Source organism: Streptomyces mesophilus (assembly GCF_040300965.1).
In the GTDB taxonomy this organism is placed as follows: domain Bacteria; phylum Actinomycetota; class Actinomycetes; order Streptomycetales; family Streptomycetaceae; genus Streptomyces; species Streptomyces mesophilus_A.
Genome location: NZ_JBEPEW010000091.1, coordinates 1 through 22,096, shown reverse-complemented (window position 1 = coordinate 22,096; position 22,096 = coordinate 1). Strand labels below are relative to the sequence as shown.

Annotated in this window: 24 protein-coding genes, 1 tRNA gene and 1 riboswitch; of the genes, 14 read left to right on the top strand and 11 right to left on the bottom strand. The window is 71.3% G+C overall.

Annotated elements, in window-relative coordinates; genetic code table 11:
• Window positions 1-215: 215 nt before the first annotated feature.
• Window positions 216-2,153 (top strand): tetratricopeptide repeat protein, encoded by a 1,938-nt coding sequence (locus ABT367_RS27125; RefSeq protein ID WP_352255720.1) that lies wholly within the window; start codon window positions 216-218, stop codon window positions 2,151-2,153.
• A 90-nt stretch (window positions 2,154-2,243) separates the two neighbouring features.
• Window positions 2,244-2,317, top strand: a tRNA-Met gene (locus tag ABT367_RS27120).
• A 61-nt stretch (window positions 2,318-2,378) separates the two neighbouring features.
• Here ABT367_RS27120 and ABT367_RS27115 read toward each other — a convergent pair.
• The 6 genes from ABT367_RS27115 to hisN form a co-directional block, all read right to left on the bottom strand.
• Window positions 2,379-3,512 (bottom strand): ABC transporter substrate-binding protein, encoded by a 1,134-nt coding sequence (locus tag ABT367_RS27115; RefSeq protein ID WP_352255719.1) that lies wholly within the window; start codon window positions 3,510-3,512, stop codon window positions 2,379-2,381.
• A 33-nt stretch (window positions 3,513-3,545) separates the two neighbouring features.
• Window positions 3,546-4,451, bottom strand: a complete 906-nt coding sequence (locus tag ABT367_RS27110; protein ID WP_352255718.1) for an ABC transporter permease — start codon at window positions 4,449-4,451, stop codon at window positions 3,546-3,548.
• Complete coding sequence (locus ABT367_RS27105; RefSeq protein WP_352255717.1) at window positions 4,448-5,248, bottom strand: ABC transporter ATP-binding protein; 801 nt, start codon at window positions 5,246-5,248, stop codon at window positions 4,448-4,450. Before ABT367_RS27105 ends, ABT367_RS27110 begins: the two co-directional genes overlap by 4 nt.
• A gap of 182 nt (window positions 5,249-5,430) precedes the next feature.
• The gene (locus ABT367_RS27100; RefSeq protein WP_352255716.1) at window positions 5,431-5,847 is read right to left on the bottom strand and encodes a Fur family transcriptional regulator; all 417 of its coding nucleotides are present in this window, start codon (window positions 5,845-5,847) and stop codon (window positions 5,431-5,433) included.
• Between the two features lie 100 nt (window positions 5,848-5,947).
• Entirely contained in the window at window positions 5,948-6,346 is a 399-nt protein-coding gene (locus ABT367_RS27095) for a CBS domain-containing protein (protein ID WP_352255715.1), read from the bottom strand.
• Between the two features lie 165 nt (window positions 6,347-6,511).
• Window positions 6,512-7,312, bottom strand: coding sequence for a histidinol-phosphatase (gene hisN / locus ABT367_RS27090; protein WP_352255714.1), 801 nt, complete (start codon window positions 7,310-7,312; stop codon window positions 6,512-6,514).
• 140 nt (window positions 7,313-7,452) lie between these two features.
• Here hisN and ABT367_RS27085 point away from each other — a divergent pair, with 140 nt between their 5' ends.
• Window positions 7,453-8,046, top strand: a complete 594-nt coding sequence (locus ABT367_RS27085; protein ID WP_352255713.1) for a TetR/AcrR family transcriptional regulator — start codon at window positions 7,453-7,455, stop codon at window positions 8,044-8,046.
• Window positions 8,047-8,120: 74 nt separating this feature from the next.
• Here the strand turns inward: ABT367_RS27085 and ABT367_RS27080 are convergent, their stop codons facing one another.
• The 4 genes from ABT367_RS27080 to ABT367_RS27065 form a co-directional block, all read right to left on the bottom strand.
• Complete coding sequence (locus ABT367_RS27080) at window positions 8,121-8,444, bottom strand: DMT family transporter (RefSeq protein ID WP_165336537.1); 324 nt, start codon at window positions 8,442-8,444, stop codon at window positions 8,121-8,123.
• A gap of 131 nt (window positions 8,445-8,575) precedes the next feature.
• Window positions 8,576-9,586, bottom strand: coding sequence for a ribosome small subunit-dependent GTPase A (gene rsgA / locus ABT367_RS27075; RefSeq protein WP_352255712.1), 1,011 nt, complete (start codon window positions 9,584-9,586; stop codon window positions 8,576-8,578).
• A gap of 12 nt (window positions 9,587-9,598) precedes the next feature.
• Window positions 9,599-10,927, bottom strand: coding sequence for a 3-phosphoshikimate 1-carboxyvinyltransferase (gene aroA / locus ABT367_RS27070; RefSeq protein ID WP_352255711.1), 1,329 nt, complete (start codon window positions 10,925-10,927; stop codon window positions 9,599-9,601).
• A gap of 183 nt (window positions 10,928-11,110) precedes the next feature.
• Window positions 11,111-11,926, bottom strand: a complete 816-nt coding sequence (locus ABT367_RS27065) for an SOS response-associated peptidase (RefSeq protein WP_352255710.1) — start codon at window positions 11,924-11,926, stop codon at window positions 11,111-11,113.
• Window positions 11,927-11,984: 58 nt separating this feature from the next.
• Here ABT367_RS27065 and ABT367_RS27060 point away from each other — a divergent pair, with 58 nt between their 5' ends.
• The 8 genes from ABT367_RS27060 (at window position 11,985) to def (ending at window position 19,595) form a co-directional block, all read left to right on the top strand.
• On the top strand, window positions 11,985-12,728 hold the full coding sequence (locus ABT367_RS27060) for a M50 family metallopeptidase (RefSeq protein ID WP_165336545.1): 744 nt from the start codon (window positions 11,985-11,987) through the stop codon (window positions 12,726-12,728).
• A gap of 24 nt (window positions 12,729-12,752) precedes the next feature.
• Complete coding sequence (locus ABT367_RS27055) at window positions 12,753-13,433, top strand: alpha/beta hydrolase family protein (RefSeq protein WP_352255709.1); 681 nt, start codon at window positions 12,753-12,755, stop codon at window positions 13,431-13,433.
• Between the two features lie 225 nt (window positions 13,434-13,658).
• Window positions 13,659-14,330 (top strand): sigma-70 family RNA polymerase sigma factor, encoded by a 672-nt coding sequence (locus ABT367_RS27050; protein WP_199552840.1) that lies wholly within the window; start codon window positions 13,659-13,661, stop codon window positions 14,328-14,330.
• Entirely contained in the window at window positions 14,327-14,638 is a 312-nt protein-coding gene (gene rsrA, locus ABT367_RS27045) for a mycothiol system anti-sigma-R factor (protein WP_352255708.1), read from the top strand. Before ABT367_RS27050 ends, rsrA begins: the two co-directional genes overlap by 4 nt.
• A 264-nt stretch (window positions 14,639-14,902) precedes the next feature.
• Window positions 14,903-16,273 (top strand): HD-GYP domain-containing protein, encoded by a 1,371-nt coding sequence (locus tag ABT367_RS27040; protein ID WP_352255707.1) that lies wholly within the window; start codon window positions 14,903-14,905, stop codon window positions 16,271-16,273.
• Entirely contained in the window at window positions 16,270-17,520 is a 1,251-nt protein-coding gene (locus tag ABT367_RS27035; protein WP_434975548.1) for an HD-GYP domain-containing protein, read from the top strand. The genes ABT367_RS27040 and ABT367_RS27035 overlap by 4 nt, the downstream gene beginning before the upstream one ends.
• Before the next feature lie 305 nt (window positions 17,521-17,825).
• Complete coding sequence (locus ABT367_RS27030) at window positions 17,826-18,806, top strand: tetratricopeptide repeat protein (protein ID WP_165335849.1); 981 nt, start codon at window positions 17,826-17,828, stop codon at window positions 18,804-18,806.
• A gap of 147 nt (window positions 18,807-18,953) precedes the next feature.
• On the top strand, window positions 18,954-19,595 hold the full coding sequence (gene def / locus ABT367_RS27025; RefSeq protein WP_352255706.1) for a peptide deformylase: 642 nt from the start codon (window positions 18,954-18,956) through the stop codon (window positions 19,593-19,595).
• A 93-nt stretch (window positions 19,596-19,688) separates the two neighbouring features.
• Here def and ABT367_RS27020 read toward each other — a convergent pair whose 3' ends face one another.
• Window positions 19,689-20,654, bottom strand: a complete 966-nt coding sequence (locus ABT367_RS27020; protein ID WP_352255705.1) for a helix-turn-helix domain-containing protein — start codon at window positions 20,652-20,654, stop codon at window positions 19,689-19,691.
• Between the two features lie 93 nt (window positions 20,655-20,747).
• On the opposite strand from ABT367_RS27020, the gene ABT367_RS27015 reads away from it, so the two are divergent.
• The 3 genes from ABT367_RS27015 to ABT367_RS27005 all read left to right on the top strand — a co-directional run.
• Window positions 20,748-20,954 carry a hypothetical protein gene (locus ABT367_RS27015; protein ID WP_352255704.1) on the top strand — a complete coding sequence of 69 codons (207 nt, stop codon included), beginning with the start codon at window positions 20,748-20,750 and terminating at the stop codon, window positions 20,952-20,954.
• 42 nt (window positions 20,955-20,996) lie between these two features.
• The gene (locus tag ABT367_RS27010) at window positions 20,997-21,500 is read left to right on the top strand and encodes a GNAT family N-acetyltransferase (protein WP_352255703.1); all 504 of its coding nucleotides are present in this window, start codon (window positions 20,997-20,999) and stop codon (window positions 21,498-21,500) included.
• Window positions 21,501-21,626: 126 nt separating this feature from the next.
• A riboswitch (cobalamin riboswitch) is annotated at window positions 21,627-21,758 on the top strand.
• A gap of 134 nt (window positions 21,759-21,892) precedes the next feature.
• On the top strand, window positions 21,893-22,096 hold a 204-nt coding region (locus ABT367_RS27005), incomplete at its 3' end, for a hypothetical protein (RefSeq protein ID WP_352255702.1).

Below are 22,096 nucleotides of genomic sequence, written 5' to 3'. Positions count from 1 at the left end.
CCTCATCGTGTCAGGCGCCCTCCGTGACCGCCCTCGTACTCATGTCCCTTGAACGCGGGGGCAGTTGACACCCGTGAGTGTGACAACTGCGCCGTGCGGGGGGAGTTGGCAGATCTGTGTTTGACTTGTCTCCCTGTGGGCATGTCGACAAAACGCTGAAGTGACCTCACGGGTCGGGGTATACCAGGTGTACCCGGGTTGCAGGTGGTGCGACGATGGAACTTATGGGGGACAGGGCAACTCTGTTGGAGACAGGGCGACTTCCGCAGTCGGCCGACCGGGAGGATCCGGCCACGGCCGTCGATGAGGCACGCCATCGCCATGCCGCCGAATGCGGTGACATCGCCTCGATGAGCGTCCTCGGCTCCCTGCTGCTCCGCCGCGGCGACCTCGACGGCGCCGAGCCCTTTCTGCGCAAGGCCACCGCCGACGGCGACCGCGCGGCCGCCAACAACCTGGGTGTGCTCCTCCATCAGCGCGGCTACGCCGACGAGGCCGCCGGCTGGTGGCGGATCGCCGCCGTGGCCGGCAGCGCCGCGGCCGCGCACGCCCTCGGCCGTCACCATCGCGAGCGCGGCGACGAGCCGGCCGCCGAGTACTGGCTGCGCCAGTCCGCCGAGCAGGGCCACACCCTGGGCGCCTACGCGCTGGCCGACCTTCTGGAGCACCGCAGCGACGTCGGCGCCGAGCGCAGGATGCGCGCCGCCGCCGAGCGCGGCCACCCCGAGGCCGCGTACCGCCTGGCCCGCGCCCTGGAGCGCCGCGCGGCCGAGACCCGGGGCGCCCTGACCGGCACGGCGCCGCTCGCGCGCTCCTTCGGACAGGGCGCGGACTCCGCGTACGACAACGGCGCGGACCCCTCGTACGCGAACGGCGGCGCCTCCTCGTCCGCGCAGGAGATCCCCGAACCCGACACCGGCAGCCGCATCCTCGGCGGCAGCCTGCTCGCCGAGGCCGAGCAGTGGTACCGGCAGGCCGCCGCACGCGGCCACCGCAGGGCCGCGCTGCAGCTCGGCGCGATCCTGGAGCGCCGCGGCGACCTCAAGGAGGCCGGCCGCTGGTACCTCACGTCCGCCAAGGACGGCGAGGCCCGCGCCGCCTGCGCGCTCGGCTTCCTGCTCCGCGACGCGGGCGACGAGGACAGCGCCGCCGTGTGGTGGCTGAAAGCCGCCCAGAACGGCGACGGCAACGCGGCCAACGCGCTGGGCGCCCTGCACGCCGAGCGCGGCGAGACCCAGACCGCCGAACGCTGGTACCGCGCCGCCATGGACGCGGGCGATGTGAACGGCGCGTACAACCTCGGTCTGCTCTGCGCCGCGCAGGGCCGCAGCCGGCAGGCGGAGCAGTGGTACCGCCGCGCCGCCTACGCCGGCCACCGCGAGGCCGCCAACGCCCTTGCCGTATTGCTGATGCAGGGCGGCGACACCGCGGGCGCCGAGCCCTGGTTCTCCAAGGCGGCCGAGGCGGGCAGCGTGGACGCCGCCTTCAACCTCGGCATCCTCTACGCGGGCCGTGACGAGGAGCCCGTGGCCTTCGAGTGGTACGAGCGGGCCGCCGCGGCCGGGCACACCGAGGCCGCGCTGCAGGTCGGTATCGCGCATCTGCGCGAGGGCGACCGGCAGGGCGCCGAGCGGCATCTGCGCTGCGCGGCGGGCGGCGGCAGCGCCGAGGCCGCGTACCGGCTCGGCACCGTCCTCGACCGGGGACCCCGTGACGGCCGCCATGGCGTCGCGCTCGGCGAGGTCGCGGCCGAGAAGACCGAGTGCGAGGAGTGGTACGAGCGGGCCGCCGAGCTCGGGCACCGGCGGGCGCAGGTGCGGATGGGCACCTTCGCCGCGGCCCGTGACGATGTGGTCGAGGCGGCGCGCTGGTACCGGATGGCCGCGGAGGCGGGCAGCCTCGGCGGCGCCTTCAACCTCGGACTGCTGCTCGCCCGCGAGGGCAGCGAGCCCGAGGCCCTCGTCTGGTGGCAGCGCGCGGCCGACGCCGGGCACGGCCGGGCGGCGCTCCGGCTCGCCCTGCTCTACGCGCGTCGGAGCGATCTTCCCGAGGCCCAGCGCTGGTGCGCCAAGGCCGTCTCGTACGGGCCCGCGGAGGTGTCCGAACGGGCGGCGCGCCTGAGCGAGGCGCTGCAGCAGGAGCTCACGGCGTAGCGGCCGGGACCGGGCGAAAACAGGGCCTGAGCTGCTCACGGAAAGCGATTTGCGCTGGTCGTCGCCCTGCCGTATGGTTGGTTTCACCGACGCGGGGTGGAGCAGCTCGGTAGCTCGCTGGGCTCATAACCCAGAGGTCGCAGGTTCAAATCCTGTCCCCGCTACTGAATGAAGAAGGCCCGGATCCTCAGGATCCGGGCCTTCTTCATATGCGTTCACGTCGGCTCACATCTTGTGCCCGACCGCCTCCGCGTAGAAGGACCGGTCCACGGCCTTGTCCTCCGGCACCCGGTCGCCCTCCGCGACCCCGGCCTCCGCGTACGCGTCCTGCAGCCGGTCCGTGGTGCCCTTGCGCAGCTCCCAGTCCATCCGCAGCGACGGCGTCGACTTCACGATCGCCTCGTCGATCTTCAGGAGCTTCGCCAGTTCCGTGACGAAGGCCGGATCGGATTTGTAGTCGTCCGCGAAGTACGTGTTGATCGTGCGGACGTACGCGCGCAGGAAGGCCACCCCTGCGTCCTTGTCCTCGGTGAGCAGATTGGGTCCGAACAGCGCGCCGCCCAGGGGCTCGCCCAGCGGTTGCCCGCCCAGGAACGCGAACCCGTCCTTCCCGTCGACCTTGCGCCACACCGGGTCGAGCAGCCAGGCCGAGTCCACGCCGCCGTTCTCCAGGGCGGTCAGGACGTCCGCCGAGCCCAACTGGCGGAAGTCCACCTTGTCGAGCCCGCCGCCGTGCTGCGTGAGCGCCTTGCTCATCGGATACGCGATCACCGAGCCCTTGCCGATCATCGTGCCGAGCTTGCGGCCGGCCATCGGCACCTTCGTGGCGGTCTCGCCCTCCTGGAGGCGCACCCACAGGCCGCTCTTGGACTCGGGGTCGGGCGAGAAGTTGCCGGCCACCCACTTGATGTCGAAGCCGCCGTTGATGCCGTTCATCACGGCCGCCTCGGGCGCGGCCCACTGGGCATCGATATCGCCCTTGGCGAGCAGCGGCAGGGCGTCCGGGGTCGGCAGCACCTTCAGCTCGACATCAAGGCCCTCCTTCTTGAACTCGCCCTTCTGTACGGCAACTTGGAGGGGCGCCACGTATTCGGCGCTCAGTGTGCCGGTGGCCACGACCAGCTTGCGTTTCTTCTTCAGCGGCTGCGGGGCCGGGGCGCCCTTGTCGCAGCGGGCGGGCTCGCGGGCCTCGGCGAGGTCGGCCGGGTCGGTCCAGCCTTTCGCGGCGCAGCCCGCGACCACCTTGATGTCCCGGGGTTTCGCGGACTGCGCCGGTGCGTCGTCCTCCTTGGCGCAGCCCGCCGAGGCGAGCAGGGCACCTGCCAGGAGCAGCGCGGGGATCGACTTACGGGTGTGCATGCAGTGCCTCCGTACGTACGGGCTGGAACTCGATCAGGACTGGCCGCGGCCGCGGTCGCGTGGCGCCCAGGGCGTGAGGAACCGCCCGGCGATCCGGACCAGTTCGGAGAAGACGACGCCGAGCACGGCGACGCAGACGATGCCGACGAACATCACGTCGTTCTGGAAGAGCGCCCGTGAGTCGAAGATCAGATGCCCGAGGCCGTCGGACGCGGCGATGGACTCCGACGCGACGATCACCAGGACCGCGACTCCCGCCGCGATCCGCGCGCCGACCAGGACCGCGGGCAGCGAGGCGGGCAGCAGGACGTGCCGGAACATCTGCCAGGGCGAGGCGCCGAAGACCTGTCCGGCGTCGCGGTGGCCGTCCGGTACGGCGAGCACGGCGGCCATGGTGGAGATCCACACGAAGAAGAACACGGTCGCGGCGACCAGGGCGATCTGCGGTCCTTCGCCGAGCCCGAACATGTTGAGGAAGATGGGCAGCAGGGCCAGCTTCGGTACGACGTAGAGCGCGTCGAGGAGGGGCTCGAGTGCCGCTCGTACGAGGGAGAGCGAGCCCATCAGGAGGCCGAGCACATAGCCCGCGACGGTGCCGATCGCATAGCCGGCCAGGACGCGCTTGAGCGTGGCCCACACGTCCGGCCACAGCTCTCCGTCGGCGGCGCGCTCCCAGCCGTCCTCGATGATGGTCTGCGGGGCGGGATAGATACGGTCGTCGATCCAGCCCTGTACGGCGGCCAGTTGCCAAAGCAGGACGAGGGTGACGGGCACGGCGAAGGCGAGGGAGATCTCCAGCGTGCGCCGGCGCCGGTGGGTGCGTGCGGGCTGGAGCTCCTGCGGGCCCGGTTTGCGGACGAGGATGCCCTCGCTCCCGTTGCCGGGACTCTTGGTGTTCTTGGAGTCCTTGGAGCTCTTGATGTTCCTGGTCAGACTCATGCCGGCACCGCCTCCGTACGGACCTCGCCGCGCAGGAGCTCCCACAACTCGCTCTTCAGGGCGGTGAATTCAGGGGTGTCGCGGACGGCTCCCGAGCGCGGCCGTTCGAACGGCGGGCGCCGCTCGGCGATCACGCGGCCGGGGCGCGCGGACATCACCAGGACCCGGTCGCCGAGCACGATCGCCTCCTCCAGGCTGTGCGTGATGAAGAGGGTCGTGGTGCGGGTGGTCTGGGTGAGCTCCAGGAGCTCGTCCTGGAGGATCGTGCGCAACTGGGCGTCGAGCGCGGCGAACGGCTCGTCCATCAGCAGGATTTCGGGTTCTACGGCGAGGGCCCGGGCGATCGCGACGCGCTGGCGCATACCGCCGGAGAGCGCCGCGGGGTAGGCGTCGGCGAAGTCGGCCAGGCCCATGCGGACCAGCCAGTCGCGGGCGCGGGCGTCGGCCTCCTTGCGGGGGACGCGCTGGATGTCCAGTCCGAAGCGGACGTTGGCCAGGACGGTCTTCCAGTCGTAGATGCCGTAGTCCTGGAAGATCATCGCGGCGGGACGCGGGCTGGACGTGCGTATCTCCAGCTTCCCGGCGCTGGGCCTGAGCAGTCCGGCGGCGATCCTGAGCAGCGTGGACTTTCCGCAGCCGGACGGCCCGACGATGCAGGTGAACTCGCCCGGGGCGATGGCGAGATCGACCGGACCGAGGGCGTTCACCTGCTTCGGGCCGCGTCCGAAGGTGCGGGTGAGGTCGGTGGCGTGCAGTTTGGGCGGCTGGTGCGGTGGGGTCGGGTGCGGGTCTCCCACGGGGTCTCCTTGCGGAATCTGCCTTGCGGAAGCTGCTGTTGCGGAGTGCAGCGGTGAGTTTCGGCCGCCGATGACGATATGACGGTCCGTCAGATTCGGGAAGGGGGTGGGGGCTTGATGGTTGTACGGGGCATGCGGAAAGCCCCCGCGTCCTGACGCGGGGGCTTTCGGAAACGGAAAGGTCAGGCGGCGGCGCAGTCCGGGCAGATGCCCCGGTAGGTCACCTCGACGTTGGAGATCGTGAAGCCGAAGCGCTCCGCGTCCGGGAGGTCGGCCAGCGGGTTGCCCGCCGGGTGCACATCGCGGATCGCGCCGCACTGCGCGCACACCAGGTGCTGGTGCGGGCGGTGGGCGTTGGGGTCGTACCGCTTGGCGCGGCGGTCCGTCGAGACCTCGAGGACCTCGCCGAGCGAGACCAGCTCGCCGAGCGTGTTGTAGACGGTGGCGCGGGAGATCTCCGGCAGCCGGGCGGCGGCACGCGCGTGCACCTCGTCGGCGGTCAGATGCATGTGGTCGCCGTCGAGGACCTCGGCCACGACGCGCCGCTGCGCGGTCATGCGCCAGCCGCGTCCGCGCAGTCGATTCAGGAGGTCACTCATGGCCAGAACCCTAACAGTTCAAGGGTCCGGGGCCCTGAATCGATGTGACTTTGGAACCTTGCCCGCCTTGGACCCGGTCCAAGGCGGGCAAGGTCGGGGGCTAGCTCGCCAGCGTGCTGTGGCGGCGGCTGGGGGCCCAGCAGCGGATGATGTCGCGCACGGACACGATGCCCACGGGCTCACGCTCGTCGAGCACGATCAGATGCCGGAAGCCGCCGTGCGCCATCGCCTCGGCGGCGTCCTCCAGGGTCCAGGCGGGTGCGGCGTAGACGACGTCGGTGGTGGTGTGGCGTCCCGCGGTCTCGTAGTCCGGGTTCTGTCCGGCGCCGAGGGAGTTGAGGATGTCGCGTTCGGTCAGGATGCCGATCCCGTCGGCGTCGACGTCGAGGACGACGGCCGCGCCGACATGGCGTGCGGACATCAGGCGCGCGGCCTGGCGGAGGGTGTGGTCGGGTCCGATGGTGAGGACCATCGTGCTCATGGCGTCACGGACGAGCATGGGCTGAAGCCACCTCCTAGTCGTGATCCCACCCTCTTAGAGAATGGATTCACAAGTTCACAATGTGGGGGTAGGCTCAGAGTGGCAGGTCAAGAGATGGTCAACAAGGGGGAGCGCGGGGCTAGTTGAGGGCGTGCGGGTGGCGCGGCCTGAATCGCGAGCGCGTCAGTACTGCTGGTTCAGGTAGCCGAGCAGCTCGTCGTGGAGCAGTCCGTTCGAGGCCGCGGCATTGCCGCTGTGCGGTCCCGGCTGCCCGTCGAGGCCGGTGAACGTGCCGCCGGCCTCGGCCACCACGGCCGCGCAGGCCGCCATGTCCCACAGGGAGAGCTCGGGCTCGGCGCAGATGTCGATGGAGCCTTCGGCGACCATCATGTACGGCCAGAAATCGCCGTATCCGCGCGTGCGCCACACCGCTCGCTGCAGCTCCATGAACCCGTCGAGCTGCCCGCGCTTCTCCCAGCCGGTCAGCGAGGAGTAGGCGAACGAGGCGTCCTGGATCCGGCTCACCTTCGAGACCTGCAGCCGGGTGGCCGAGGTGAGGCTGCGGCCGGTGTAGGCGCCGCCGCCCTTCGCGGCCCACCAGCGCCGGTTGAGCGCGGGCGCCGAGACCACGCCGACGACCGGCTGGTAGCCGCCCTCGCCGGCCTCCATCAGGGAGATCAGCGTGGCCCAGACCGGCACGCCGCGCACATAGTTCTTGGTGCCGTCGATCGGGTCGATCACCCAGCGGCGCGGGCCCGTGCCCTCGACGCCGTACTCCTCGCCGAGGATCGCGTCGCGCGGCCGCGCCCGCTGGAGCTGTCCGCGGATCAACTCCTCGGCGGCCTTGTCCGCCTCGCTGACCGGCGTCATGTCCGGCTTGGTCTCGACTTTGAGGTCGAGCGCCTTGAACCTGGCCATGGTGGCGCGGTCCGCGGCGTCGGCGAGGACATGGGCGAGACGCAGATCATCGTGGTAGTCGGGCATGGTCGAACAGTAGCGATCGTGTACCTCAGGGACCACATGGCCCCGTGGGCGACGGGACGGACGGGTTGCATCCGGCCCCCTTGACAGTGCTTGCGGGCGAGTCAACTCTCCCCATAGCGGCCCGGCACGGGGAGGCGACCATGCCCGCAGCACGGGAGTCCTTGCTCGACGCGGCGTACACCGCGTTGCAGCGCAGGTCCTGGTCCACGGTCCGGATGGTCGATGTGGCCGCCGTCGCCGGTGTCTCGCGGCAGACCCTCTACAACGAGTTCGGCTCCAAGGACGGTCTGGCCCGTGCGCTCGTACGGCGCGAGACGGACGCGTATCTGGCGGGCGCCGACCGCGCGCTCGCGGAGGGCGGTCTGCCGCGGCTCGCGGAGTGGACCGTCGCGGCGGCCCGTACGAACGCGCTGATCCGAGCCGTCCTGACCGGCTGCTGGGGCCCACGCCTGCCCGCGCCCCCGCTCTCGGCGATCCCGTCGACCTCGGCTGTGCCCGCCCAGCGCCGGGCCGACGGACCGCTGCCGTCGCCTGCGGACGTGGTGGCGGTCGTACGGGACCGTGCCGTCGCCACCCGGATCGCGCCGGGCGCGGTCAAGGGCGAGGCGTCACGGGCTCACCAGGAGTGCGAACTCGCCCTGCGGCTCGCCCTGTCGTGCGTGATCGCGCCGGTGGGGGAGGGCGGGGTGGGTCGGTTGGTACGGGAGGCGCTGGGGGTGACGTCGTCTCCGTGACGTCGGCAGCGTGACGTCGGCCTCGTCACGTCGGCCTCGTCACGTCCGTACGGGCTCGGTGAACCCGTCCTGGCTCAGTGCGCGCTGCCCGACAGCTGGAGCCCGATCACGCCCACGATCACCAGCGAGATCGACACCAGCTTCAGCGTGGACACCACATCGCCGAGGAAGATCATTCCGTAGATGGCGGTGCCGGCCGCCCCGATGCCCGTCCACACCGCGTACGCCGGTCCGACGTCCAGGCGCCTGAGCGCGAGGGTCAGCAGCCCGAAGCTGCTCAGCGCGAACACGGCGAACGAGATCGTCGGCCACAGGCGGGTGAAGCCGTGGGAGAGCTTGAGGCACACCGCGAACCCTGTTTCGAGCAGTCCGGCGACGATGACCAGCAGCCACGCCATGGTGTGTGCCTCCAGAACCTCGTGACCGCTCAGCCGGCCTCGTCGCCCACTGCTTTGACTTGGTGCGATTATGCACTTACCGGGACGCAGCGCGCGCAAACAAGGTTGAGGTGGAGCGTGTGTCCAGACCCCTAGTCGCCTTCGCGCCGCTCCCGGGTGGAGAGCAGGCGGCGCAGGGAGTAGAGGCGTGCCGGGTCCGCGTGGCCCTCCTCGACCCAGGCGTCCAGGGCGCAGTCGGGCTCGTCATGACTGCACGCACGCGGGCAGCCTTCGGTTCCCGGTTCGAGGTCCGGGAACGCGTGGATCACGCGTGACGCGTCGACGTGGTGCAGTCCGAAGGACCGTACGCCCGGGGTGTCGATCACCCATCCCTCCGCCCCCGCCAGCGGGAGCGCGAGGGCCGAGGTGGTGGTGTGCCGGCCGCGTCCGGTGACCGCGTTGACATGGCCGGTGATGCGCTTGCGGTCCTCCGGGACCAGGGCGTTCACCAGTGTCGTCTTGCCGACGCCGGAGTGGCCGACGAACGCGGTCGTACGGCCGGCGAGGAACTCGCGTACGCGGTCGGCCGCGTCACCGTTCTCCAGCTCGTCGCGGCTGGTCACGACGTACGGGAAATCGAGCGCCCCGTATGCCTCGAGGAGCTTGTCCGGCGAGGCCAGGTCCGACTTGGTGAGCACGAGCAGCGGCTTGAGGCCCGCGTCGAACGCGGCGACCAGGCAGCGGTCGATCAGGCGCGGGCGCGGCTCGGGGTCGGCGAGTGCGGTGACGATCGCGAGCTGGTCGGCGTTGGCGACGACGATGCGCTCGTACGGATCGTCGTCGTCAGCCGTGCGGCGCAGCACCGAGGAGCGCTCCTCGATGCGGACGATGCGCGCGAGTGTGTCCTTCTTGCCGGACATGTCCCCGACGAGTGCGACCCGGTCGCCGACCACCGCCGCCTTGCGGCCCAGTTCGCGGGCCTTCATGGCGAGGATCACGCGGTCGTCGACCAGGCAGGTGAGCCGGCCGCGGTCCACGGTGAGGACCATGCCGTGGGCCGCGTCCTCGTGCTTGGGGCGGATGTTCGTCCGCGGCCGGGTGCCCTTGCGGCCCGGGCGCTGACGGATGTCGTCCTCGTCGGTGTGCTTGCCGTAGCGACGCATGGCGCTGTTCCCCTACGCCCCGGCCGCCCCGGTCAGCATCCCGGTCCACATCGCGGGGAAGTCGGGCAGGGTCTTGGCGGTGGTCGCCACGTTCTCGATCTGCACGCCGTCCACGGCGAGGCCGAGCACCGCGCCGGCCGTGGCCATCCGGTGGTCGTCGTACGTGTGGAAGATGCCGCCGTGCAGCCGGCGCGGACGGATGTGCAGGCCGTCGGCGGTCTCGGTGACATCGCCGCCGAGCTCGTTGATCTCCTTGGTGAGCGCGGCCAGGCGGTCCGTCTCGTGCAGGCGCAGATGGGCGACGCCGCGCAGCGTGGAGGGGCCGTCGGCCAGGGCCGCGACGGCGGCGATGCCGGGGGTCAGCTCGCCGACCTCGCCCAGGTCGATGTCGATTCCGTGGATCTGTCCGGAGCCGGTGAACACCAGGCCCTGCTCGGTCAGTTCGCAGGAGCCGCCCATCTGCGTGAAGATCTCGCGCAGCGCGTCACCGGGCTGCGTGGTGTGCGCGGGCCAGTCCGGGATGACCACGCGGCCGCCGGTGACCAGGGCCGCGGCGAGGAACGGCTGGGCGTTGGACAGGTCCGGCTCGATGACCAGGTCGCGGCCGAGCAGGGCGCCCGGCGTGACCCGCCAGACGTTGGGCTCACCGCCGGTCTCGGGCTCGTCGACCTGGACACCGACGGCGCGCAGCATGTCGACGGTCATCCGGATATGCGGCATGGACGGCAGCCGCTCACCGACATGCCGTACCTCGACGCCCTGGTTGAAGCGTGGGCCGGAGAGCAGCAGCGCGGAGACGAACTGCGACGAACTGGAGGCATCGATCTCGACGGTGCCGCCGTCGAGGGCACCGCCACCGTGCACGGTCAGGGGCAGCGCGCCGCGGCCCTGGTCGTCGATGCGGGCGCCGAGTGCGCGCAGGGCGTCGATCACGCCGTGCAGCGGGCGCTCGTAGGAACGCGGGTCGCCGTCGAAGCGGATGTCGCCGTCGGCGAGGGTGGCGACGGGCGGCAGGAAGCGCATGACCGTACCGGCGTTGCCGACATCAACCGTGGCCGGACCGGCCAGACCCGACGGGATCACCCGCCAGACCTCACCCGAGCCGTCCGGGCCGACGCCCTCCTCGATGCCCACACCGAGGGCGCGCAGCGCGCCGGCCATCAACAGGGTGTCGCGGCTGCGCAGCGGACGGCGGATCCAGCCGGGCTCGGCGGCCAGAGCGGCCAGCACGAGAGCGCGGTTGGTGACCGACTTGGAACCGGGCACGTGGACCGTGGTGTCGACGGCTCCGCTCGCATGGGGGGCGGGCCAGAGGGTGGTGTGCGCGGGGTTCTCGGTCATGCGGTCCACTTTAGTGGGGGTGCTTGCAGTGGGTTGTTCGGTGCGGGCGCGTCTGGGTGCGGTGGGGCGCCTGCGGCGGGCTGTTTCCCCTGCCCGCCCCATCCCGGAATCGAGGGCTCCGCCCCCGGACCCCCGCATCCGAGCTTCGTTCGGATCTCCTCAAACGCCGGAGGGGCTGGACAGCTAGAACAGCGTGCCCTCCTCCGGGCCCTCCAGTTCCTTCAGGAGCTCCGGGCCGTTGTTGCGCACGTTGCTCACCGCCGTCGACACCGGGTAGGCGCGCATCAGGCCCTCCGGCGGCGGGGCGAGGAGCGACTGCAGTTCGTCCGCCGACGTGCGGGACGGGTCGAGCCAGGAGTCCCAGCGGTCCGGCGTGAGCATCAGGGGCATCCGCGGGTGGATGTCGGAGAGCGTCTGCGGGCCGTCCGCGGGCGCGACGCCCAGCGGGCCGGTCTCCGCCTCCGTGGTGATGACCGAGCAGGTCACCCACCAGGCGAGCGGATGGTCGTCGGCGAGGGTGCGGTCGCGCCAGAACTCGTACAGACCCGCCATCGCGAAGACCGAGCCGTCGGCCGGCGTCACGAAGTACGGCTGCTTGCGCGGCCGCTTCTTCTTGCCCTCGACCTCCAGATCGCGCTCCTCGGCCGCGGTCACCCACTCGTAATAGCCGTCGGCCGGGATGATGCAGCGGCGCGAGGTGAAGGCCTTGCGGAACGAGGGCTTCTCGTGGACGGTCTCGGCCCGCGCGTTGATCATGCGCGCACCGCCCTCGGGTGATTTCGCCCACGACGGGACGAGTCCCCACTTCAGCTTGCGCAGCTGGCGAACCGGGTCCGGTGATTCGGCGTCCTTCACAGGACGGTCCAGAACGGCGTAGACCTCTTTGGTCGGCGCCACGTTGTAGTCCGGGGCCAGGGTCTCCTCGGGGTCCCACTTCTCGACCTCGAAGATGGTCGCGAGGTCCTCGGGCTTACGACTGGATGCATACCGTCCGCACATACGTGCCACACTGCCAGATCTGCCCAGCCCACAGGAGCCCGGTCCGTATATGCCGTATATGCAGAGCCTCGCGGCCTCTACACAGAGCCTCGCCGCCTCGTCCCTGGCCGATCTCTGGGACCGCGTCTTCGGCGCGCAGCCCGACCCCGAGCAGTGGCTCGTGGTGGTCACGGGTGTGGTGGCGCTCGCGGTGATCCTGCCGCACCAGCTGTGGGTGCTCTCGCGCAACGCGATCACCATCGCGCACGAGGGCGGGCACGGCCTCGTGGCCCTGCTCAGCGGCCGCCAGCTGCAGGGGATCCGGCTGCACAGCGACACCAGCGGCCTGACGGTCAGCCGCGGCAAGCCGCACGGCATCGGCATGATCCTCACCGCCGCCGCCGGCTACACCGCGCCCCCGCTCCTGGGTCTCGGCGGCGCCTGGCTGCTCGCCGCCAACCACATCACGGCCCTGCTCTGGCTGGCCACGGCCCTGCTCGTCGCGATGCTGGTGATGATCCGCAACGCGTACGGGGCGGTCACGGTGATCGTCACCGGCGCCGCCTTCGTCCTCATCTCATGGCTCGCGAACCCCGAGGTCCAGGCGGCCTTCGCGTACGTGGTCGTCTGGTTCCTGCTGCTCGGCGGGGTGCGCCCGGCCTTCGAGCTCCAGGCCAAGCGACGCCGCGGGGGCGCACCGGACTCGGACGCGGACCAACTGGCCCGCCTCACGCACGTACCGGCCGCCCTGTGGTTCTTCTTCTTCCACGCCGTCTCGCTGGCTTCGCTGCTCGGCGGAGGGCGCTGGCTGCTGGGTCTGTGACAGGGCGCGTACGAAGATGACCCGGTGACCAACAAGAAGCCGGTGACCGAGAAGAAGACCGAGCCCGCCGCACGCGCCGAAACCGTCGAGACCGAAGCCGGGACCGCCCGCATCACCTGGCACCCCGCCAAGAACGCCGACTTCGTGCTCGCCGTAAGCCACGGCGCGGGCGGCGGGACCGACGCACGGGATCTGCAGGCGCTCGCCGCCGAACTGCCGCGGCACGGTGTGACCGTCGCGCTCGTCGAGCAGCCCTGGCGTGTGGCGGGCAAGAAGGTGGCGCCCGCGCCCAAGACGCTCGACATCGGGTGGCGGGGAATCTGGCCCGCCGTACAGCGCAAGAAGCTCCCCGTCATCGCGGGCGGCCGCAGCGCCGGAGCGCGCGTGGCCTGCCGTACGGCGACCGAACTCGGCGCCGCCGCCGTGCTCGCCCTCAGCTTCCCGCTGCATCCCCCCGGCAAGCCCGAGAAGTCCCGCGCCGACGAGCTGCTCGGATCCGGCGTGCCCACCCTCGTCGTGCAGGGCGGCAACGACCCGTTCGGCAAGCCCGCCGAGTACCCGGAGGGGGCGTACGAGCTCGTCGAGATCCCGTACGGCGATCACAGCTTCGCGGTCCCCAAGCGCGCGGAGCTCGGACAGGACGAAGCAGTGGCGCTCATCACGCAGGCGGTGACCGGGTGGATCAAGGGTCTGCGGGAATGTTGAGTGCTTGACGACGGTTGTGGGAGGCGTCGGTACAAGACGGAATGAAGGGTGTTCGCCGTAATGGGTTCAGTCGCCTGCACGAGCCGCACCAGCCCCTCCGACATGGAGCGGGAGCTGCTGGCCGCGGCCAAGACCGCCCCTATCCGGGCGGCGGGCGGACCGGTTGGTCGTCTATCCTCCGATTCGGGCAGGGCCGGTTTCGGCTCTGCGACGACGCTTGAGGAGGTGGGTCCGGTCACTGGGACCGACAACGGCCACACGGAGGAACCCGCCGAGGCACAGGCAGCGGAGTCGACGACCGAGCGCAACGCCCGCTTCGAGCGTGACGCGCTGGAGTTCCTCGACCAGATGTACTCCGCCGCGCTGCGGATGACCCGTAACCCCGCGGACGCGGAGGACCTGGTGCAGGAGACGTATGCCAAGGCGTACGCGTCCTTCCACCAGTTCCGTGAGGGCACCAACCTCAAGGCGTGGCTGTACCGCATCCTCACGAACACCTTCATCAACTCGTACCGCAAGAAGCAGCGCGAACCCCTGCGCAGCGCCTCCGAGGAGATCGAGGACTGGCAGCTCGCGCGCGCCGAGTCGCACATGTCCACCGGTCTGCGCTCCGCCGAGTCGCAGGCACTGGACCACCTGCCGGACTCGGACGTGAAGGAAGCGCTCCAGGCGATTCCCGAGGAGTTCCGCATCGCGGTCTATCTCGCGGACGTAGAGGGCTTTGCGTACAAGGAGATCGCGGACATCATGGGAACACCCATCGGCACGGTGATGTCCCGCCTGCACCGTGGCCGACGCCAGCTGCGGGGCATGCTCGAGGACTACGCCGTCGAGCGTGGCCTGGTACCGGCAGGTGCGTCGGAGTCGACGAACGGAACGAAAGGCTCGGGCTCATGAGCTGCGGAGAGCCGCACGAGACGGATTGCTCTGAAGTCCTGGACCATCTCTATGAGTTCCTGGACCACGAGATGCCCGACAGCGACTGCACCAAGTTCGAGGTGCACTTCGAGGAGTGCTCCCCGTGCCTGGAGAAGTACGGGCTCGAGCAGGCCGTGAAGAAGCTGGTCAAGCGGTGCTGCGGGCAGGATGACGTGCCCGCAGACCTGCGGGCCAAGGTGATGGGGCGGCTCGACCTGATCCGCTCGGGACAGGCCGTGCCCGACCAGGATCTGCCGGTCTCGGCGGACCGTCCGGCGGAGGCCTAGCACCAGGCGCAGTCGTCTCATACGCGAACTCGCGTCCAATACCACACAGTTGACCGGCCGCGGCTGCCCTCCGGGGAAGCCGCGGCCGTCTGTCACCCGTTGGCGCTAATCCGCGCCCCCGTGACCGGCCGAATCCTCGATTCCCGCCACCTCGCCCACGTCTGCCGCTTTATTCTCCGGATTCTGTACGGGTGTGAACGGCCGTGACCCGTACGGGACTTGAACGGCGCAGCAGTGTCGAGGTGTCACGGGGAGGAGTACGCCATGCGGCCGATCCCTGTCCCGGCGCGCCTCCTGATCGCCGTGGTCGCGCTCGCCGGAGCGGTCTGTGTGCTTCCCGTCGTCACCACCCCCGGGATCCGCTGGGGCGCCGTGGCGCTGCTCGCCGCGCTGTACGCGATGTGCGAGTGGATGACCCGCTGCCCGTTCCTGGGGGAGCGGGCGCCGCGCTCGATGGGCGCGTTCTTCCCCGTGCTGCTCGCCGCGATCTTCCTGCTCCCCGCCCCGGCGGCCGCGCTCGCCGCCGTGCCCGGTGCCCTGCTCGGCCGGGTCGAGCAGCGGCCGGTGGCGCCCCGCCGGATCTGGCGCGGCGGTCAGCTCGCGCTCGCCTGCTGGGCGGCCGGACAGTCCCACCACGCGCTCGGCGGACGCGCATCGCTCGGCGCGGGCGGCGCCCCCGACTTCCCGTACGCACTGCTGCCCGCCGCCGCGGCCGCCGGGGCGTTCTGCCTGGTCATGGCGGTGCTCGACGGGGTCATCCTGGCGGCGGTCGGCGGTACGGGGCGACGGCTCGCCACGCTCGTACGCAGCTCGGGCGTCGCCTTCGCGGGAGCGCTCGCACCCACGCTGGTGCACGGGCTCGCGGGCCTGATGATGGCGGTGCTCTGGGTCAGTCCGTACGGGCCCTTCGCGGCGCTCCTCGTACTGCTGCCCATGTACATCTCGTACTGGGTCTTCGAGCAGTACCACCGTGAGCGCAGCGCCCACCAGGCCACCATCAGGGCCCTGGTGCAGGCCGTGGACATCAAGGACGAGTACACCCGCGGACACAGCGAGCGGGTCGGCAAGGCGTCCGTGCTCATCGCCCGCGAGCTCGGGATGCCGGACGACCGCGTGGAAGTGCTGCGGTTCGCCGGCATCCTGCACGACGTGGGCAAACTCGGCGTCCCCACCCGGCTGTTGCGCAAGGACGGACCGCTCACGCCCGAGGAGCGGCGGATCATCGAGCTGCACCCCGAGTACGGCCACGAGATGGTGCGCGGCATCGGCTTCCTCGGCGAGGCGCGCACCGCGATCCTGCACCACCATGAGCGGCTCGACGGCAGCGGCTATCCGTACGGGCTCGTGGGCCGCCAGATCCCCGAGTTCGCGCGCCTCGTCGCGGTCGCCGACGCCTTCGACGCGATGACCTCGACGCGCTCGTACAGCCGGGCGCGGCCTGTGGAGCAGGCCCTTGCCGAGCTGAAACGGTGCGCCGGCAAGCAGTTCGACCCGCAGATGGTACGGGCGTTGGTCCGCGCCCTAGACCGGCACGGCTGGCATCCGACGGTCACCTCTGATGAGGCCGTCCCCGTACGGCTTCCGCTCCAGGAGCAGCCGGTGCCCCGCGAGACCGCCACGGGCACGGCCCCGTGACGCGCGCGCACGGCTCGCCCGTGATCGTGGCGGCGGCGGGCGCGGCGGGGGCACTCGCGGTGTACGCCCTCGGACACACGCTCTGGTACGGCGTGACGGAGCGCGGGATCGCGCTCGCCTTCGGCATCCTCATCGCGGTCGGCGAGCTGGCCCGGTGGGGCGGGCGCAAGGTGTCCGGCGCGGTCGCCCGTGAACCGGCGCCGCTCGGGGCCGCCGGGGCCCTCGCGTACGCCCTGCTCGGCGAGAGCGGCGGCGAGCCCACGCACCACGGCGTGCTGCAGATCATCGCGGTGGTCTCGGCCGCGACGCTGGCCGGCGCCGTCCCGCATGTGGCGATCGGCGGCGGCCCCTCGCTCGACCACCTCGTACGGCGCGTCCTGACGGTCGGCTTCGCCGCGGTGTGCTTCCAACCCCTGTACAACTCGGGCGAGTTGGAGGACCTCGTCGGCCAGGGGCCGCTGTACGCGGTCTGGATGGTGGTCGTCCTCGCCCTCACCGCCCTGTGCGACGCGGTCCTGTCCGCCGTCCTGATCCGGGCCCGCACCCACTGGCCGTACGGCCCGCTGCTGCGCGACGAGCTGCGCGCGCTGGTCGGGATCGGCTCGGCGGTCGGTGCGACGGGGGCGGTGATGGCGCTCGCGGTGGCGGTCGCGGGCCTGTGGGCGCTCCCCGTCTTCAGCGCACCGCTCCTGCTCACCCAGCTGGCCTTCCGCCGGTACGCCGCCGTCCGCACCACCTACCGTCAGACGATCACCTCCCTGGCCCGCGCCACGGAGATCGCCGGCTACACCCCGGCGGGCCATGCGCGCCGGGTCGCGGTCCTGAGCTGCGCGGTCGGCCGTGACCTGGGCCTTTCGGAGGCGGACCTGACCGTCCTCGAGTACGCGGCCCTGATGCACGACATCGGTCAGCTCTCCCTGGTGGACCCGATCCCGGCGGGCGCCACGGCCCTGCTGCCCACCGCCGAGCAGAGACGCATCGCCCTGCTCGGCGGGGCGGTGGTCCGCCAGACGGGCGTCCCCTCGGACGTCGCGGTGGTCGTGGAACGCCAGGCGGACCCCTACCGTGACCAGCCCCTCACGGCCCGCATCATCCGTACGGCCAACGCGTACGACGAACTCTCGCGCCTGTCGGGCCCCAGCGGCGTCCTGACCGCTCTTGAGCGGCTGCGGCTGGGGACGGGGCACGACTATCACCCGGCGGTGGTGGAGTCCCTGTCGCGGGTGGTGGGGCAGGGGGTGGGGTGAGGTGTGCGGGGGCGTCGGCGCCGGGGGTTTCCCCGTGCCGCGGAGTGGTGCAGCACCAGGGGATACGGAGGGCTGAGGCCCCGTAACCCATCCGCCGAGGAGTGATGGAGCAGCAAGCGAGGGGCGTAGCCCCGCCGGAGACGGGCACCGTACGGGTGCGGGCCCCGAGGGACGGGTAACCCATGGGTAATGAGCGGCCTTCCAACCCGGCATGGTTGGATGCGAATGTACGCAAGACGGCAAGGCAGCACGACGGACACGGCCGCGACGGGGCGCGCCAGACACACCGACCGCAGGCGGGAATCGTGAGGATCTTCGGCAAGGGACGGCACCGGCCCTCCGCCTCATGGCGGCAGGCCACGGACCGCGCGTTCACGCTCATCGGCGACGGCCGGTACGAGGACGCCGGCGCGCTCCTGACACGCGCCGCGGACCTCGAGCCCTGGCTGTCCGAGTCCTGGTTCAACCTCGCGTTGCTGCACAAGTTCCGCCACGACTGGGAACAGGCCCGCGCCGCGGGACTGCGCGCCGTCGCCCTCCTCGACCGCGAGACCGGCGCCCCCGACTGGTGGAACGTCGGCATCGCCGCCACCGCACTCCAGGACTGGCCCCTGGCCCGCCGCGCCTGGCAGGCGTACGGCCTGAAGGTCCCCGGCGGCGCGGTGGGCTCGGGCGAACCGCTCGGCATGGAGCTGGGCAGCGCGGCCGTACGCCTCTCGCCCGAGGGCGAGGCCGAGGTCGTCTGGGGTCGCCGGCTCGACCCGGCACGGATCGAGGTCCTGTCCATCCCGCTGCCCAGCAGCGGCCGCCGCTGGGGCGAGGTCGTCCTGCACGACGGCGTACCGCACGGTGAGCGCACCACGGCGGCCGGCCAGTCCTTCCCCGTGTTCGACGAGATCGAGCTCTGGGCGCCGTCCCCCGTACCCACCTGGGTCGTGCTCCTCGAAGCCGCCACCGAGGCCGACCGCGACGCCCTGGAGAAGCTGGCCGCCGACGCCGGTTTCGCCGCCGAGGACTGGTCCTCCTCCGTACGGCTGCTCTGCCGCATGTGCTCCGAGTCCCGGATGCCCTCCGACGAGGGCGACGGCGAGCACCTCGACCCGCACGACCACAGCGAGCCCGGCCACCCGGGACCCCTCGGCCACCGCACCGCCGGCGCCCTGTGGGTGCCCGAGCGCGAGTGCGGTATCGCGGCGCCCCCCGGTCTCGTACGGGGCCTGCTCGACGGCTGGGTCGCCGACAGCCCCGACTCCCGGGACTGGCGGGATCTCGAAGAGGTCTGCTGACAGGCGCGACGAATAGGAGCGCCTGTAAACCCCGGGATACTCCAGCCCTCAAGAACTGGGATACCCCATCCCTCAAGAACCCCCGCCCCCCGCTGCCCGTAGGCTTGGGGACCATCACATGGACTGTCGAGGAAGGCATACGGCGGAATGACCGAACAGCAGCAGGCGGGCGGAGTGCTCCCTGTCGACGACGAGGGCTACGTCATCGACTCGGAGGACTGCGAGGAGCGCGAGACCGCCTACCGGGAGCGGGGTACGTCCCGCCCGATCACGGTGGTCGGCAACCCCGTGCTGCACAAGGAGTGCAAGGACGTCACGGAGTTCGACGACGAGCTGGCGCAGCTGGTCGACGACATGTTCGCCAGCCAGCACACGGCCGAGGGCGTGGGCCTGGCCGCCAACCAGATCGGCGTCGACAAGAAGGTCTTCGTCTACGACTGCCCCGACGACCAGGGCGTCCGCCACACCGGTGTCGTCGTCAACCCGGTGCTCGCCGAACTCCCGGCCGACCGCCGCGTCCTCGACGACGCCAACGAGGGCTGCCTCTCCGTACCGACGGCCTATGTCTCCCTCGCCCGGCCCGACTACGCCGAGGTCACGGGCCAGGACGAGAAGGGCAACCCGATCAAGGTCCGCGGCACCGGCTACTTCGCGCGCTGCCTGCAGCACGAGACGGACCACCTGTACGGCTACCTGTACATCGACCGGCTGTCGAAGCGCGACCGCAAGGACGCCCTGCGCCAGATGGAAGAGGGCACGCCCCGCTACCCGGTCGTCCCCAACGAGTGACGCCTGAAGTCCGCGCTGCCTGAAGTCCGCGTTGCCTGAAGTCCGTGCTGCTTGAAGTCCGCGTGTGTGAAGTCCGCGCTGCCTGAAGGGAGTTCAGGCAGCGCGGGACGGCCCCTGGAAGGTCCGCCGGTACGTGTTCGGCGTCGTGCCCAGAGCGCGCAGGAACTGATGGCGCAGCGCCGCGGCGTTCCCGAAGCCGGCGCGCCCCGCGATCGCGTCCACGGTCTCCGTCGAGCCCTCCAGCAACTCCTGGGCGAGCAGCAGCCGTTGACGAAGGAGCCACCGGTACGGCGTCGTGCCGGTCTCCTCCTTGAAGCGCCGCGCGAAGGTCCGCGGCGACATCAGCGCCTTCTCCGCGAGCTGCTCGACGGTGATCTCCTCGTCGAGATGCCGCTCCATCCACGCCAGGACGCCGCCCACCGTGTCGCAGGTCGTACGCGGCAGGGGGCGGGCCACGAACTGCGCCTGGCCGCCGTCCCGATGAGGCGGTACGACCATGCGCCGGGCGATCGCGTTGGCGACCTCCGTGCCGTGCGCCTGGCGCACGATGTGCAGGCACGCGTCGATCCCGGCCGCCGTACCGGCCGAGGTGATCACGGGACCGTCGTCCACGTACAGGACATCGGGCTCGACCCGGGCCCGCGGATAGCGGATCGCCAGCTCCTGCGCGTGCTTCCAGTGCACCGCGCAGCTGCGCCCGTCGAGCAGCCCCGCCGCGCCGAGCACGAAGACCCCCGAGCAGACGGAGAGGATCCGTGCACCTCGGTCGACTGCCCGGTGGAGCGCGGCGATCAGCTCCTCGGGGAACTCCCGGTTCACATACGCCTGCCCCGCGGGTATCGCGATCAGATCGGCCTCCTCGAGCCGCTCGAGACCGTGCGCCGCGGTGATCGTGAACCCCGCGTGCGTCGACAGTACGGGACCGTCCGCGGAGGCCACCGCGAAGTCGTACACCGGCAGCCCCTCGTCGCTGCGGTCGAGGCCGAACACCTCGCAGACCACGCCGAGTTCGAAGGGATGCACACCGTCGAGCAGCACTGCGGCAACGTTTTTCAGCATGTTCGCCAGTGTGCCGTCCAACTGGCAGGAAATCGAGGGTGCGTGACAGTCCTGCCACTGCCCGTTGCCGACCGCACGCGGGATCGTAGAGACATGAACACAAACGCCCTCCTCGACTGGTTCACCGTCCTCGTCCTCTTCGCCCTCCTCGCGGCGCCCTCGTTCCTCGGATACGTCCAAGACCGCCGTATCGACCGGCAGTTGAAGCAGGCCGAGCGGCGGACGCACGGATCCGCCCGGATCCACCTGCTCCCCGCGCGCCGCGGCGCGGAGCGTGCCGCGCACTCCCGCGCCGCGTAATCCGATTGATCCGCCCCGCTCCCGGGACGGCAGAATGCGGCCATGGACTTCACCATCAGGCCCGCCCTGCCCGAGGAGTACGCCCCGCTCGGCGACCTCACCGTCCAGGTCTATCTGTCCGACGGCCTGCTCGACTACGGCGAGGACGACCCGTACATCCCGACCCTGCGCGACGTGGCGGGCCGCGCCGCCACCTCCGAGGTCCTGGTCGCGGTCGACGGCGACCGGCTGCTCGGGGGCGTCACCTTCGCCCTGTACGGAACTCCGCAGGCCCAGGTCTCCCGGCCGGGCGAGGCGGAGTTCCGTGCGTTGGCCATCGCCCCCTTCGGGCGTGGACGCGGGGCGGGGGAGGCGCTGGTGCGGGCGTGTGTCGACCGGGCGCGCGCGGCCGGCTGCACCGGCGTCGCGCTCTCGACCCAGCACATGATGCACAGCGCCCACCGCATCTACGAACGGCTCGGCTTCCTGCGGACGCCGGAGCGGGACTGGAACCCGCTCGCGGACCGCGACGACCTGATGCTGCTCACGTACGTGCTGACGTTCTGAGCCGGGAACGCCCGGGGTGCCAGGGCGACAACCCGGGGCGCCAGGGCGTCAACCCGGGGTGCCGGGGCGACAAGAAGAGCCCCACCGCCAACACAACATGTGGGCTCACCGACGACGGCCACCACAACATGTATGCTCAACCTCGCTGTCGCCGCAGGGGAATCCGGTGCAAGTCCGGAACTGTCCCGCAACGGTGAACGAGGCGTACGCAAAGGGCGCCCCGTGAGTCCGAGCACCTGCCGAGAGCGCACCCGAGCCGACCGGTCCGGGTGCCGTTGACGTCCGGGCCTCGCGGAATGGGCCGGTGGACGCGGAGTGGTGCGCCCTGCCTGCGCACGCCTCGTGCACCCCCCTCGCCGTACGGCCCAGAGCCGAGCGAGGAGTGCACCCCCGTGACCATCGCGCCCGTGGATCCCGCCACCGTCCGGGCCGAAGCCGGTGAGCAGAGCGCACAGGAAGCAGCCGACCAGCCCGGCACGGCCCTGCTGCGGACCCTGACCGAGCTGACCGCCGACCTCCCCGCCGCCGACCCCGGCCGGGTCGCCGCCGCCGCGCTCCGCGGCCGCAGCGCCCGGGCCGACGAGGCCGAACTGCGG